The sequence below is a fragment of the Ruegeria sp. CH11 genome, assembly GCF_056537105.1.
On sequence record NZ_JBQFQX010000002.1, the window covers coordinates 59117 to 72830 of the forward strand.

The 13714-nt window shown below is 59.0% G+C and carries 15 protein-coding genes; 6 read left to right on the top strand and 9 right to left on the bottom strand.

Annotated features, from left to right (window positions below; translation table 11 throughout):
* Positions 1-104: 104 nt before the first annotated feature.
* Positions 105-773 carry a Crp/Fnr family transcriptional regulator gene (locus ACR0LX_RS04135; RefSeq protein ID WP_039531374.1) on the top strand — a complete coding sequence of 223 codons (669 nt, stop codon included), beginning with the start codon at positions 105-107 and terminating at the stop codon, positions 771-773.
* Positions 774-1115: 342 nt separating this feature from the next.
* On the opposite strand, the gene ACR0LX_RS04140 is transcribed toward ACR0LX_RS04135, so the two are convergent.
* Entirely contained in the window at positions 1116-1709 is a 594-nt protein-coding gene (locus ACR0LX_RS04140) for a DUF1989 domain-containing protein (protein WP_480782683.1), read from the bottom strand.
* Entirely contained in the window at positions 1709-2629 is a 921-nt protein-coding gene (locus ACR0LX_RS04145; RefSeq protein WP_480782684.1) for an SMP-30/gluconolactonase/LRE family protein, read from the bottom strand. The genes ACR0LX_RS04140 and ACR0LX_RS04145 overlap by 1 nt, the downstream gene beginning before the upstream one ends.
* Before the next feature lie 126 nt (positions 2630-2755).
* Here ACR0LX_RS04145 and ACR0LX_RS04150 point away from each other — a divergent pair, with 126 nt between their 5' ends.
* Positions 2756-3037: a winged helix-turn-helix transcriptional regulator gene (locus ACR0LX_RS04150; protein WP_480782685.1), complete on the top strand. Its 282-nt coding sequence runs from the start codon at positions 2756-2758 to the stop codon at positions 3035-3037.
* Between the two features lie 154 nt (positions 3038-3191).
* On the opposite strand, the gene ACR0LX_RS04155 is transcribed toward ACR0LX_RS04150, so the two are convergent.
* The 6 genes from ACR0LX_RS04155 to rpiA all read right to left on the bottom strand — a co-directional run bounded on the left by ACR0LX_RS04155 (position 3192) and on the right by rpiA (position 9372).
* Positions 3192-4634: a Do family serine endopeptidase gene (locus ACR0LX_RS04155; RefSeq protein ID WP_480782900.1), complete on the bottom strand. Its 1443-nt coding sequence runs from the start codon at positions 4632-4634 to the stop codon at positions 3192-3194.
* Between the two features lie 184 nt (positions 4635-4818).
* Entirely contained in the window at positions 4819-5013 is a 195-nt protein-coding gene (locus tag ACR0LX_RS04160; RefSeq protein ID WP_480570590.1) for a DUF2065 domain-containing protein, read from the bottom strand.
* Positions 5013-5891, bottom strand: a complete 879-nt coding sequence (gene hflC, locus ACR0LX_RS04165; RefSeq protein WP_480570594.1) for a protease modulator HflC — start codon at positions 5889-5891, stop codon at positions 5013-5015. Before hflC ends, ACR0LX_RS04160 begins: the two co-directional genes overlap by 1 nt.
* Positions 5891-7033 carry an FtsH protease activity modulator HflK gene (gene hflK, locus ACR0LX_RS04170; RefSeq protein ID WP_480570597.1) on the bottom strand — a complete coding sequence of 381 codons (1143 nt, stop codon included), beginning with the start codon at positions 7031-7033 and terminating at the stop codon, positions 5891-5893. Before hflK ends, hflC begins: the two co-directional genes overlap by 1 nt.
* A gap of 72 nt (positions 7034-7105) precedes the next feature.
* Positions 7106-8464 (bottom strand): glutathione-disulfide reductase, encoded by a 1359-nt coding sequence (gene gor, locus ACR0LX_RS04175; RefSeq protein ID WP_480782686.1) that lies wholly within the window; start codon positions 8462-8464, stop codon positions 7106-7108.
* Positions 8465-8589: 125 nt separating this feature from the next.
* The gene (rpiA, locus tag ACR0LX_RS04180) at positions 8590-9372 is read right to left on the bottom strand and encodes a ribose-5-phosphate isomerase RpiA (RefSeq protein WP_480570603.1); all 783 of its coding nucleotides are present in this window, start codon (positions 9370-9372) and stop codon (positions 8590-8592) included.
* Between the two features lie 167 nt (positions 9373-9539).
* Here rpiA and ACR0LX_RS04185 point away from each other — a divergent pair, with 167 nt between their 5' ends.
* From ACR0LX_RS04185 to ACR0LX_RS04200, 4 genes are read left to right on the top strand one after another with little or no spacing between them, the layout of a single operon-like run.
* Positions 9540-10241, top strand: a complete 702-nt coding sequence (locus ACR0LX_RS04185) for a glutathione S-transferase family protein (RefSeq protein WP_480782687.1) — start codon at positions 9540-9542, stop codon at positions 10239-10241.
* 1 nt (position 10242) lies between these two features.
* Positions 10243-11616 carry an L-serine ammonia-lyase gene (locus ACR0LX_RS04190; RefSeq protein WP_480782688.1) on the top strand — a complete coding sequence of 458 codons (1374 nt, stop codon included), beginning with the start codon at positions 10243-10245 and terminating at the stop codon, positions 11614-11616.
* 34 nt (positions 11617-11650) lie between these two features.
* Positions 11651-12061 carry a GFA family protein gene (locus tag ACR0LX_RS04195; protein ID WP_480782689.1) on the top strand — a complete coding sequence of 137 codons (411 nt, stop codon included), beginning with the start codon at positions 11651-11653 and terminating at the stop codon, positions 12059-12061.
* A 54-nt stretch (positions 12062-12115) separates the two neighbouring features.
* Positions 12116-13030, top strand: coding sequence for a DMT family transporter (locus ACR0LX_RS04200; protein ID WP_480782690.1), 915 nt, complete (start codon positions 12116-12118; stop codon positions 13028-13030).
* On the opposite strand, the gene ACR0LX_RS04205 is transcribed toward ACR0LX_RS04200, so the two are convergent.
* Positions 12975-13670, bottom strand: coding sequence for a thiamine diphosphokinase (locus ACR0LX_RS04205; protein WP_480782691.1), 696 nt, complete (start codon positions 13668-13670; stop codon positions 12975-12977). The genes ACR0LX_RS04200 and ACR0LX_RS04205 overlap by 56 nt on opposite strands.
* Positions 13671-13714: the final 44 nt, after the last annotated feature.

Sequence of the window (13714 nt, forward strand, 5' to 3'; positions counted from 1 at the left end):
TGGTCGCGGTTTCTACGGTTATGTCTAAAAAACCTTGGCATACCGATGAAGCTGTGAAAAATTAAGGCACCACCCGTCCCACTCAGCAGAGAAGTACGCACCACATGACGGCATTTCCCAATAGCGGATTCCTTTCCGAAGCCTCGGAACGGCTTCGGGCAATGCTTGCCGCGCAGGCAACCGAAGTCTCTTTGGATCGGGGCGAGGTTCTGTTTGAACAAGGTGACGAAGGCGATGCGCTGTTTGCCATTCTCGATGGCTTGCTCGAGGTCTCGTTTCTGGCGATGAGCGGGCGCAAGCTGGCGCTCAATCTGTTGCGCCCGGGCGAGGTTTTTGGCGAGATTGCCCTGTTCGACGATGGCCCGCGTACGGCTACCGTGACCGCGGCCGAACCCTCGCGCGTGCTGAAAGTGCGACAAAGGGATGTAATGGGACAAATCCGTCAACACCCGGACCTTGCGGTCGATATGATCCGGCTGGCTGGTCTGCGGATGCGGATGATGGGCGTTCAGTTGAACGAGCAGGTCTTTTTGCCCATGCCCATTCGCTTGGCGCGCAAATTGCTGCATCTGGCGAACGAGCAGGACGACCCGTCGCAGCGCATCACGCTGTCGCAAAGCGAGCTGGCCGAATTTGTTGGTGCCACGCGCGAAGCGGTGTCAAAAACAATCTCGATCTGGAAGCGTAGCAACGTGGTCGAAGCGTCGCGCGGCGGCCTGCAAATCCACGATCTCGACGCGCTACAGCAATTGGCTGAATCCGATCTGATCTGAACCAAACACTGGCAGCCCTATTGTGACCGGGATCACATACGTTGAAACCGGATCGGTCTAAGGTGATTCCTGTTACCGTAGGAGGTCAGCTTATCATCCCCGATATCTGTCCACTGACCTCTCCCTGTACACGAGCCATATGCCTTGCCCGGCATATGGCTCATTTCTTTTCTGGGGCTGCTTTGCGAAAATGGAGCCAAGGCAATCGCTAACAGCGCTCGAGCAGAAGTGTCATTCAAACGCTCGCAACTATGCGATTGAAAGATCGTCAATGATCGGTTCGAGCCCAATGAGCGTGATGCTGCAAGCAGCGGCAATATCGGCTACGGCGCAAAATTCCCGTCAGATGATCGAAACCTCGGCATCGCTCGGCTCGCGCTCGGTTCCATTCGTGTCAGCCAAATCCTGAGGGCACGCAGACAAGCATATGATTAGATCGGCCAACGCCGTAAGCTCAATAAAATCGCCGGGTCGGCTCAGGGGCGGATGGATTGCGGTGTCTCCGTCAAGGAGCGGCGCGTTTTCAAACAGGTTCAGTGGGCAGGGCACATGATCAATTGGGTATCCAAGTCCTGCCATCGCCTGTCTGAGATTGTCGCTGCAATTCCTGTGCGCCCCTTGGAACCCCAGCATTTCATAGCGGGCCTGATCGCAAGCGGCGAAGAACCAATCATGGACACCAGGTGACGTGTCTTCGTTAAATTCCAGCATGGGACATCGACGATTAGATCGAAAAATCGTTCCCTTCACCGGCGTCGGAGTGTCGCAATGAACGCGGGTATGTTCCATCGACATGAACTCGGCGATGTCATCCGCCATGAACGCCCACGCGTCGATTACCTGAGACCCGAACGTATTGGTAACTCGCAATTGTGCGCCTTGCACAAGACGAAACGCGCGGCCCGTGCGGGCCTTCAGCACAAAGGTTTCTGCCATCAGAACAGCAAAGCGCCGGTTGTTGGCAAGAGGACCGCATATACGCTTGTGGAGGCGGTGATGAACAGGCGATTGCGTTTCGGCCCGCCAAAGCAAACATTCGAGACCTCTTCTGGGACGAAAATCTTGCCCAGCAGCGTGCCATCCGGGTGGTAACAATGAACGCCGTCCTTTGCGCTCGTCCAGATACGGCCTTGGGTATCGAGCCGAAATCCGTCAAAGACGCCTTCTTCGCATTCAACAAAGACATCCCCGCCTGAGAGCTTGCCGTCTGCACCAACAGAGAACGCGCGGATATGATGCTCTCCGCTTGCGTAACGCGTGCCACCACTGTCAGCTATATACAGCGTTTGCTCGTCCAGCGAAAACGCAAGTCCATTCGGACAGGCGAAGTCAGTAGTCACTTGTGTAACATCGCCAGTGGCCGGATCGAGACGATAGACATGTTCACCGTCAAGCTCTGGGTCTGCCTGAAACCCTTCGTAGTCAGACTCGATTCCGTAGGCTGGGTCACTGAACCAGATCGTGTCATCTGATCGCACCACAACATCGTTGGGGCTGTTGAACGGCTTTCCCTCGAAGTGACTGGCCAGAGTCGTAACCGACCCATCATGCTCAATCCGGGTGACACTGCGCGTCCCATGCTCGCAAGCCACGATCCGCCCTTGCCGGTCGAGCGTTGAGCCATTCGTATAGCATCCGAGGCCTGAGCGGATGTCTCCGACTGCTCCGGTCAGTTCGTCCCAGCGGAGCCGTCGATCATTGGGAATGTCGCTCCAGATCAGGCATCTGAACGTCGGAGAATACACCGGTCCTTCCGTCCATTTACCACCTGTCCAGATTTGGTCGATCGGCTCATCCAGTTTGATGCTGCGTCTGAACCGATCATCGCGGACTTCGTAAGTATCAGTCTTGGTCATTGGCAATACTGGCTCGGGTTGCTATAAATTACATAGCAATATAGGACGCTACAGAAAGTATAGCAAGTGACTAAGATACCGATACCAGGTCAGCCTGTCCGTGGTTCAAAAAGCGGCGCGCCAATAATGGCTCTGTTCGACCTGCTTGGACGGCACTGGGCTATGGGAGTCCTTTGGACGCTGAGCGAGACTGGCCCATGCACATTCCGAAAGCTGCAAGAAGAATGCGAAACAATCTCACCTGCGGCACTCAACACCCGACTGAAAGAGCTTCAAGCCGCGGGATTTGTTCATCGCGTTGCCGAAGGATATGCGTCGACTGATCTGGGACAACACCTCTATGATCATCTCTGCCCACTCGGCGACTTCAGTAAGGAATGGGCGAAACACTTACACGCTCAGGAATAGGAGAGCTGCCGCTTAGAAATACGCACCCCCGCTGACAATGCGAGGGCACTCGTGTTGATTGGGCGGGTTGCGCTAAGCGTTGTGTTGCTGCGGCACCTCTCATCGAGAGACGCGCGCAGCGCACTGCCCCTAGCCATTTTTCGTTGGGAACCCCCTACTCTTCCAAGCTAAGCGCTACGAACCGCGGTTCTCCGCCGCGACGGACCAGAAGCAACAGGGATTTGCGGCCAGCCTCACGGGCTTCTTCCATGCGCGCCTGAAGATCTTCGATCGTGGTGACCTTTTGTTGCCCGGCTTCCGTGATCAGATCCCCCGCGCGCAGGCCCTTGGCAAACGCCTCGGACGCCTCGTCGACGTTGGACACCACCAGACCTTCGGCATCTTCGTCCAAACCCATCTCTCCACGCATCGCGTCAGTCAGCGGTGAGATGGTCAGGCCCAGGATATCGGTGTTTTCGGCTTCCTGATCTTCGTCAGTGGGCTCTTCCTCGCCGGCTTCGGCGCGCTCTGCATCTTCGCGGCGCCCCAGCGTCACCAGAACGGTCTGGGTTCCACCGTCACGGTGGACGACAACGCGCACCGATTTGCCAACCGTGGTTTCGCCAACCTGACGCACCAGGCCACGCGTATCCTCGACCTCGACCCCGTCAAAGCTGAGGATCACATCACCGGCCAGCAGCCCGGCATCCTTGGCTGGGCCATCCGGTACATCGCTGATCAGCGCGCCGCCGGGCTTGTCCAGGCCCATCGCCTCTGCCATGTCCTCGGTCACATCCTGAATGCGTACACCCAGCCAGCCGCGGCGGGTTTCACCAAATTCACGCAGTTGATCGACCACCTTGGTGACCACGTTCGAGGCCATCGAAAATCCAATCCCGATCGAGCCGCCATTGGGGGACAGAATCGCGGTGTTCACCCCGATCACCTCGCCATTCATATTGAACAGCGGGCCGCCCGAGTTTCCACGGTTAATGGCGGCATCTGTCTGGATGTAGTCGTCGTAAGACCCGCTCAGCGCCCGGTTCCGCGCGGACACGATCCCGGCCGAAACCGAAAAGCCCTGCCCCAGCGGGTTGCCCATCGCGATGACCCAGTCACCCACCCGCGCGGTGTCGCTGTCGCCGAACTGGACGTATTTCAGCGGCCCTGTTGCTTCGACTTTGAGCAGAGCGATGTCGGTTTTTTCATCCGTGCCAATCACCTTGGCGGGCAATTCCTCGGCGGGTTGGCCGTCGCCCGGAAAAAACTCGACCAGAATTTCATCCGCCTCGGCAATCACGTGGTTGTTGGTGACGATATAGCCATCCTCGGAGATCACAAAACCCGAGCCCAGCGCATTGCTGCGGCGGGGTGGCCTGTTGTCGTCACCGTTACGGTCCTGAAACTCGCGAAAGAAATCCTCAAACGGCGAACCTTCGGGTACAATCCCCTGCGGACCGGTCTGGCCTTCGACCAAGGTCGACGTGGTGATGTTGACAACTGCGGGGCTGATCTGCTCGGCCAGCGGTGCAAGGCTTTCACTGCGCGCCTGCGCTGCCACGCTTTGCGCCAGCACCAGCAGCATTCCGACAAAGGCCAGCCACATCAATCGAACCATGACACTTACATCGTCCCGCCGGACGGAAATACTGCGCGCTTTTGCCTGCACCTGGGCTCTCCTTGTCGACATCTCTTTTGGCGGCGGCCCTCGGGCAGCCGGTCTTAGAAACCAATGTAGTCAGTTTGGCCAAGCTAGCAACTCAGGATCGCGGGGAAATCACCCGCGCGTGAAGCCCTTGCGGTCAAAATCCGAACTGATAGGCCAGCCAGACAAGGATCAGACCGCTGACCACACATAGCAACCCCGCAAGCTGTCTTGCCTGCACCGGCAACGACCGCAGCGCCTCGAGCATACGTTCGATAAGCGAAGGGGCCAGCGCATAGGCCAGCCCCTCGACGATCAAAACCAGCCCGATGGCCAGAAGGATCAGGCCCATTACTGACGGGCCTGTCCGGTTGGTGACTTGAGATAGTTGAAGAACTCGGAATCCGGGGTCAGAACCAGCGAGCTGTTTCCACCCTGCAAGGCGTTCTCATAGGCCGAAAGCGAGCGGTAGAATTCAAAGAATTCAGGATCGGCACCATAGGCTTCGGCAAAGATCGCGTTGCGTTCGGCGTCGGCCTCACCACGGATGATTTCTGCTTCGCGGTTGGCGTCGGAGACGAGTTCAACCACAGTACGGTCGGCTTGCGCACGGACACGCTGCGCAGCCTCGTTACCACGAGCACGCTCATCGGTTGCCTCACGTTCCCGCTCGGCCTTCATCCGGTCAAAGGTCGCTTCGAGGTTTGCCTGCGGTAGATCTGTCGCCTTTAGACGCACGTCGATGACGTTGACACCCAACGCGCGCGCCTCGGCAATCGCGCTGTTACGAATGCGTAGCATCAGTGCCGCCCGGTCAGAACTCAGGATGTCGCGGGACGATACCGAACCCAAGACTTCGCGGGTTTCGGCACGCAGAATGCGATCAAGACGATCTTCGGCCACAGGGATGCCGCCAACACCAACGGCCTGACGGAACTGCTCAAGATCGGAAATCCGATAACGGGCAAAGGCATCAACCACCAGACGGCGATCATCCAGAGGCGTCACCTCCAACGGCTGAACGTCGATCGACAAGATACGGTCGTCATAGCGGACAACTTCTTGAATCAGCGGAATTTTGAACGCCAGTCCCGGTTCTTCCTTAACCGCCACGACGCGGCCAAATTGCAGAACCAGAGCACGCTCACGCTCATCCACGATGAAGATCGAGGACAGAAGGCCGACTATCGCGACAAAAATGATCGGCAGGATAATTGTCGTTTTACGCATTAGTTGCCCTCCTGACCGGAATTGCGGCGCAGCTCGTTCAGCGGCAGATACGGCACAACACCCTGCCCCGATCCTGTCGAGTTCTCGTCCAGGATGATCTTGTCGACGTCACCCAGAACCTGCTCCATCCGTTCCAGATACAGACGCTTGCGGGTCACATCCGGCGCCTTGGAATACTCTTCCAGAACCGCGCTGAAACGGCTGGCTTCACCTTGTGCGCTGTTGATCTGCTGCGCGCGGTAAGCTTCGGCTTCTTCCAGAACCTGCGCTGCCTCACCTCGCGCTTCCGCCAATACGCGGTTGGCATAGGCATCGGCCACGTTTTGCAGGCGGTCACGTTCCTGCGCGGCAGCCTGAACGTCGCGGAACGCGGCAATCACGTCCTGCGGCGGGTCGGCCTTGTCAAAGTTAACGCGAACGATGTTCACGCCCGAATCGTAGCTGTCCATAGTCGCCTGAATCAGCTCCTGTAAGCGTTCGGCAATGATGCCGCGGTCTCGGTTCAGGATCGGTGCCAACTCACTCTGCGCGATAATCTCACGCATCGCTGATTCTGATACCGCTTGAATGGTCTGGCGCGGATCACGCAGGTTGAACAGAAATTTTGCTGGGTCGTTGATGTTCCAGACCACCTGATAGTCGATGTCGACGACGTTTTCGTCGCCGGTCAGCATCAGGCCGTCATCGCTGCCGCGCGCGCCGCCCATGTCCTCGTTCTGTTCGCGCGTGACCGGAATGACTTCGGCCGTCACGAATGGCCAAGGCGCAAAGTTCAGACCGGGATTTCCAACCGCCGAAAATTCACCCAGAAACAGCTCAACCGACTGCTCTTCGGGCTTTACGGTGTAAAAGCTTGCCAGCCCCCACAGCACCGCAGCCGCTGCCAGGCCAATCGCGATCGTCCCCTTGGTGAATGCCGGACCATTTCCGCCGCCCTTGCCATTGGTCCCACGGCCACCGCCGCCGCGACCGCCCATCAGGACGCGCAGCTGCTCCTGGCCCTTTTTCATCAGCTCGTCGATCTCGGGGATCTGCGGGCCGTCGCCTTCGGGGGGCTTGCGCCCGTCCCCGTTGTTACCCCGATTTCCTCCGCCTCCGGATGAGCCTCCGCCCCCCCAGGGGCCACCGCTGTTGCCCGCCATATTTTTCGATTCCTTCGTTTAGGCCCGTGTGATCACGGGGTCCCTTGTAACTTGTGTGCGCGCGGTTGCAAATCAAGCCGTGCGAACAGGTTGCCGCATTGTCACCAGTTCCTCGGCCATTACCGGGTGAACTGCAACCGTGCGGTCGAAATCCTCTTTGGTTGCGCCCATCTTGACGGCGATTCCGGCCAGCTGAATCATCTCGCCCGCGCCGGGGGCCACGATGTGGCAGCCCAGAACCTTGCGCGTCGCCTGGCTGACGATCAGTTTCATCAGCACCCGCTGGGTCCCGCCTGCAAACGCCTTTTGCATCGGTTTGAACGAGGTCGCGTACACTTCGACCGGTTCTTGCGCGGCAGCCTCCTCTTCGCTGAGGCCCACTGTGCCGAATTCCGGCTGGGTGAAGATCGCCGTTGGAATTAGCTCGTGATCCACCGGCGTTGGGTTGCCTTTGAAGACGGTTTCGACAAAGGCCATGCCTTCGCGGATCGCAACCGGCGTCAGGTTCACCCGATCCGTCACATCGCCGATCGCGTAGATCGAGGGCACCCCGGTCTGGCTGTATTCATCCACGACGATCTCGCCCTTGCGACCCCGCTCAACACCGACAGCCTCCAGTCCCAGATCATCTGCGTTTGGCGCGCGCCCGGTGGCATACATCACCACATCAAAGCAATCTTCGGTGCCGTCCGTGGCCTTGACGCGAATTTGGTCGCCATCTTTGGTCATCTCAAGGACATTTGTACCCAGCCGCACGTCGATACCGTTCTGGCGCATCTCTTCGCAGATCAGACCCCGCGCTTCTTCGTCAAAGCCGCGTAGGATCTGCGCGCCACGATAGAACTGAGTCGTCTTGACCCCCATCCCGTTCATGATCCCGGCAAACTCACTGGCGATATAGCCGCCACCCACGATCAGGATATTTTCAGGAAGTTTCTCCAGGTGGAAAATCTCGTTCGACGTGATCGCCAGATCCGAGCCCGGAAACTCGGGCACAACTGGGCGACCACCGGTGGCAATCAGGATATGCTTGGCGGTCTTGCGGGTGCCATCGGCCAACTCGACCGTATGCGGATCGACCACGCGTGCGCGCTGATCAAAGCTTTCGACGCCATTGTTCTTCAGGATATTGCGGTAGATGCCTTCCAGCCGGTCCAGTTCCGCCACCAGCTTGCCGTGGAAGGTACTCCAGTTCAACGCACCGGGCTGAATATCCCAGCCATATTGCTGCGCATCGCCGACCATCCCGGAAAACTCGCTGGCGAAGACCATCAGCTTTTTGGGAACACAGCCACGTATGACACAGGTCCCGCCGTAGCGATCCTCTTCCGCAAGCGCCACTTTGGCACCAGTTTCTCCTGCCGCCACGCGCGCGGCCCGAACCCCGCCCGAGCCGCCACCAATGACGAACAGATCATAGTCAAAGCTCATGCCGGTTTCCTTCGTTCAACCTGAAATTGCCCTGCATATCTACGTAAGAAAACCTGCCTGCCAACCCCCCGGGCTGGGAAAAAGCGTATTTCCTCTGCCCTTAGCAGCCGCGATTGGATCAGAACTTAATCGGCCAAGTCCGAGAATAGGTTTTCACCACTGCTGGCTTCACCCATTTCGACCGTGCCTTCGTTCAGGTCGCGCAGCTCTACGCGACCGTCGCCATGGCCGATGACCACCTTGTCGCAAATGTCGATAAACAGCCCGTTTTCAACGACGCCGGGGATCTGGTTCAGCACCAGCGCCAGCTGCCGCGCGTTGCCGATGCGTTTGAGATGCAGGTCCAGGATGTGATTGCCTTCGTCGGTCACCTTGGGCGCTTGACCATTCATGCGCAGCGTCACCGAAGTGCCCAGCACGTCCATGGTGTCCAGCGCCTCTTCGATCAGGGTGCGGGTGGTCTGCCAGCCAAAGGGAATGACCTCGACCGGAAGGGGAAATGCACCCAGCGTTTCCACCTCTTTCCCGGCGTCGGCGATGACGACCATCTGATCGCTGGCGGTGGCTACGATCTTTTCCTGCAACAAGGCGGCGCCGCCGCCCTTGATCAGGCTGAACTCTCGGTCGAACTCATCCGCGCCGTCGATGGTCAGGTCAAGCCACCCCGCTTGATCCAGCGAAACGACCTCGATCCCCATTTCGCGTGCCAGTTGCGCAGTTGCGGTCGAGGTTGGCACGCCTTTAATCTTCAGCCCTTCTTCCTGCACCCGCTCGCCCAGTCGGCGCACCAGCCACGCGGCGGTCGATCCCGTACCCAGCCCGACACGCATTCCGTCCTGCACCAATTCGGCGGCACGGTTGGCGGCAACGTATTTTGCCTTTTCTATCGGTGACATTTCCCCGGTCATGGCAGCATCCCCTTGGTCATTTGTCGGATATATACGGAAAGCAAGTCGCAACTGCGAGGCCCAATCGCGTCTCCACATGTGTTAACATGTCGCTGAAATACGCGTTTCCGATGGGAATCGTCGCAATCGAGTATTCGCCCAGCGTCCGGACCGCCTAGATAGATCGCATGGAAACGCCGTATCGCCTGCACTATGCCCCCGACAATGCCTCGCTGGTCATCCGACTGGTGCTGGAAGAGATGGGACTGCCGTATCAGACCGTTCTGGTCGACCGCAGCCGCAATGAGCAGGACAGCGCAGCGTATCGCGCGTTGAACCCAAACGGATTGATCCCGGTGCTGGAAACAGAACAGGGTCCGATTTTCGAAACCGCCGCGATACTGTTGTGGCTCGCCGATCGGCACGGCCAAATGGCACCGGCTGCAGACAGTCCGGACAGGGCGGCGTTTCTGAAATGGCTGTTCTTTGCATCCAACACCTTGCACGCTGATCTGCGCATCAATTTCTACGCCGAGAAGTACATTGAGGCCGCGCAGGCGGGAACGCTGCGCCTGGGCATCCAGCCGCGGTTGCGGCAACACTTGCAGAACCTGGATGCCGTCGCGCGTGCAAAGCCCGCTTGGCTTGACGCCGATCAGCCCTCGGTTCTGGGCTATTATATCGCGTGCATGATGCGCTGGATGGCGCTTTACCCTGCGCGCACGGATCGCAGCTGGTATCAGCTGGCTGATACACCTTATTTGCAGGACCTTTTGATGCAGCTTGAAATGCGACCTGCCACCCGCACCGCCACCGCCGCCGAGGGGCTGGGGGTTACGCCCTTTACCTCTCCGACTTATGCCAATCCTCCAGAAGGGTCAGCGATCTGACATGTTTCTTTCAGTCTTCGATATGTTCAAAGTGGGCATCGGCCCGTCCTCGTCTCACACCATGGGCCCAATGGTGGCCGCCGCGCGATTTCTGGACCTGATGCGCGCTTCGCCGTTCGAGTTTTCGGGATTGCGCGGGTCGCTGCACGGGTCGCTGGCGTTCACCGGCGTTGGTCACGCGACGGACCGGGCAACCATTCTGGGACTGGCAGGGTTTGTGCCTGACACATATGACAATGAAAGGGCCGAGGCCGCATTGGCCACAATAGCGGAGACACACACTGTCTCGCCGGAAGGGTTGCCGACGCTTGGCTTTGATCCCAAGACCGATCTGATCTTTGATTTTGACAACAACCTGCCCGGTCACGCCAACGGGATGATCCTGATGGCCACCGATGCGCAGGGCGATGTGATCTTGCGGCAGGTCTATTATTCGATCGGCGGCGGCTTTGTCCTGACCGAAGAAGAACTGGCCGAGGGCAAGGCGACCGACGAAGGCGCGCCAGTCCCGTTCCCGTTCAAATCCGCAGTCGAGATGCTTGATATGGCCCGCGCCAGCGGCAAGAATATCGCCCAGATGAAGCGCGAGAACGAGATCGCGCGGGGTTGCGCCGACAGTTTCGCCAAAGGAACGGCGCGCCTGTGGCAGGTGATGAATGATTGTATCGAACGCGGTCTGACGACCGACGGAATACTGCCCGGCGGCCTGCATGTGCGCCGCCGCGCCAAGGGCATCCACGACGCCCTGCAGGCCGAGCGCGGCATGAACCTGAACGCCCCGCACACGATCAACGACTGGATGAGCGTCTATGCGATGGCGGTGAACGAGGAAAACGCTGCCGGCGGTCAGGTCGTCACTGCCCCGACCAATGGGGCGGCAGGTGTGTTGCCGGCGGTATTGCGCTATTACCTCGATCACGTTCCAGGCGCTTCGGAAAGCCGGATCGAAGACTTCCTGCTGACTGCTGCCGCCATCGGTGGGCTGGTCAAGTATAACGCCTCGATCTCAGGCGCCGAAGCGGGATGTCAGGCCGAGGTCGGCAGCGCCTCGGCCATGGCGGCTGCGGGTCTGTGCGCAGTAATGGGCGGCACGCCCGAGCAGGTCGAAAACGCCGCCGAAATCGCGCTGGAGCATCATCTTGGCATGACCTGCGATCCGGTTGCGGGACTGGTGCAGGTTCCCTGCATCGAACGCAACGGTCTGGGGGCGATCAAGGCGGTCTCGGCCGCGTCGCTAGCCCTGCGCGGCGACGGACAGCATTTCGTGCCGCTGGACGCTGTGATCGAAACCATGCGCCAGACCGGGCATGATATGCATGAAAAGTACAAGGAAACCTCTTTGGGCGGATTGGCGGTGAACATTCCCAACTGCTGACCCGACCAAAGGTGAGCTGCGCGAAAGGAACGACATGCAGGGACATTGCCTATGCGGCGCCATCCGATACGAGGTGGACCCGCCCGTTCTGTCCTGCGTCAATTGCCACTGCGACAGTTGCCGCCGTCAATGCGCGGCCCCGATGACGACCTATTTCGGTGTCCGGGACGGCCAATGGCGATGGACCGGGGAAGAGCCAAAGCGGTTCAAGTCCTCGCCCGGGGTCGAGCGCAGCTTCTGCCCGCATTGCGGGACGCCAATCTCGTTCCGCTCGACCGCGATGTCGGATGTGCTGCACCTTTACGTGGCGACGCTGGAAAACCCCGAAGCGCTGGAGCCAACGCTGAATGTGGCGCATGAGGAAAAGCTGCGCTGGCTGAATCTGGATGACGGGCTGCCCCATTGCATCGGACCGGATTATACCAAGGTCCAACCCATCGATTGATTTTGGGACACAGACGGCTTTCCAGTGCCGTCGCGACCCGTTAGCGTCGCGATCATGACCCATGACCGTCCCGTTCTAGGTATCTCGCTGATGCTTGGCTTTTGTCTGCTCGCCCCGCTAGGCGATGCGATGGCCAAGCTGTTGGGCGAGACCACGCCGCTGGGGATGCTGGTGTTTGTGCGGTTTGGTATCCAGTCCGTAATCTTGATTCCGCTGATCGCCGCTACGGGCCGACCCTGGCGCTTGCGGGGACGGGTTCTGCGATTAACCATCATTCGCACCGCCTTGCATATCGTCGGTATCGCCGCGATGTTCAGCGCGCTGCAATATCTTCCGCTGGCCGATGCCGTTGCAATTGCATTTGTCATGCCGTTCATCATGCTGCTTTTGGGGCGCTATGTGCTTGGCGAAGTCGTTGGCGTGCGCAGGCTGATGGCTTGTATCGTCGGGTTCATCGGTACGCTTTTGGTGATCCAGCCCAGTTTCGCGACAGTTGGTGCCCCGGCGCTGCTGCCGTTGATCGTCGCGGTGGTCTTTGCACTGTTCATGTTGGTGACACGACAGATCGCAAAGGAGACCGACCCGATTGCGTTGCAGGCCGTATCCGGTGCGATGGCAACGGCCTTTCTGTTTCCGCTTTTGCTGCTGGGAACGTATTTCTCGATTTGGGAGGTCTCTCTGATTGTCCCTCCGCAGCAGTCCCATTGGCTGCTGTTGGCGATCGGTGTCTTGGGAACGGTCGCACATCTGTTCATGACTTGGTCACTACGTTACGCGCCATCGGCCACACTTGCCCCGATGCAGTATCTCGAAATCCCCGTGGCCACCGTGGTCGGATGGTTGATCTTTCACGACCTGCCCAACGGGTTGGCGGCGGTTGGGATCCTCATCACCATTGCCGCTGGCCTCTATGTCATTCTGCGCGAGCGGGCCACTGCCCGGTCTGGCCCGACAGAAACGCCTGCATGACCTGATCCAATGCGTCGCGTGGCAGCATCACCACAAGACCGGGGCCGTCCAGCTTCAGCTCGATCGCGCCTAGCGCTCGGTTCGACGTCCCCACCTGACCACCGGGTTCCAGAACCAGCCCATCGATTGGCCATTCCAGGCCCCGGCTGCGCCCGCACACGCGCCGAAACGGGAACAGCGACACGGTCTGGCCCGATTCCATGAGCAGGGCGATCTGCGGTGGTGCATGGAAGATCACCTCACGCTCTCCCAGCAGAAGGCAGGGCCGGTCCTGCATCCGGACCAGCGTATTGAGAACGGCCAATTGATGGTCGACCCGACCGCCAAGGAACCCGACCCCCAGGACCAGCGGAGCCTGAATATGGCGCAGCGCCTTGTCGAAATCGGTGCTGTCCTGTTCGCGAATCCGAAATTGCCGGTCGTCGGGTATGCGGTCGCGGTAAATCTGCCCAAGTGAGTCGAAATCACCGATTACGGCGTCGGGAAGGTGCCCCGAATCGACCAGAATCGCCGCACCTCCGTCTGCCGCGACAATGCCATTGACGCGGTTTAGCGCCAGATTCAGGTCGTCAGAACCGATTTGACCGCCCCCAAACAGCGCAATTGGCCCTTCTGAACGTACAATTGGCTCATTTTTCACAAGATTGACCATATTTCCCGGTTTTGGACATAATGAGACCACAA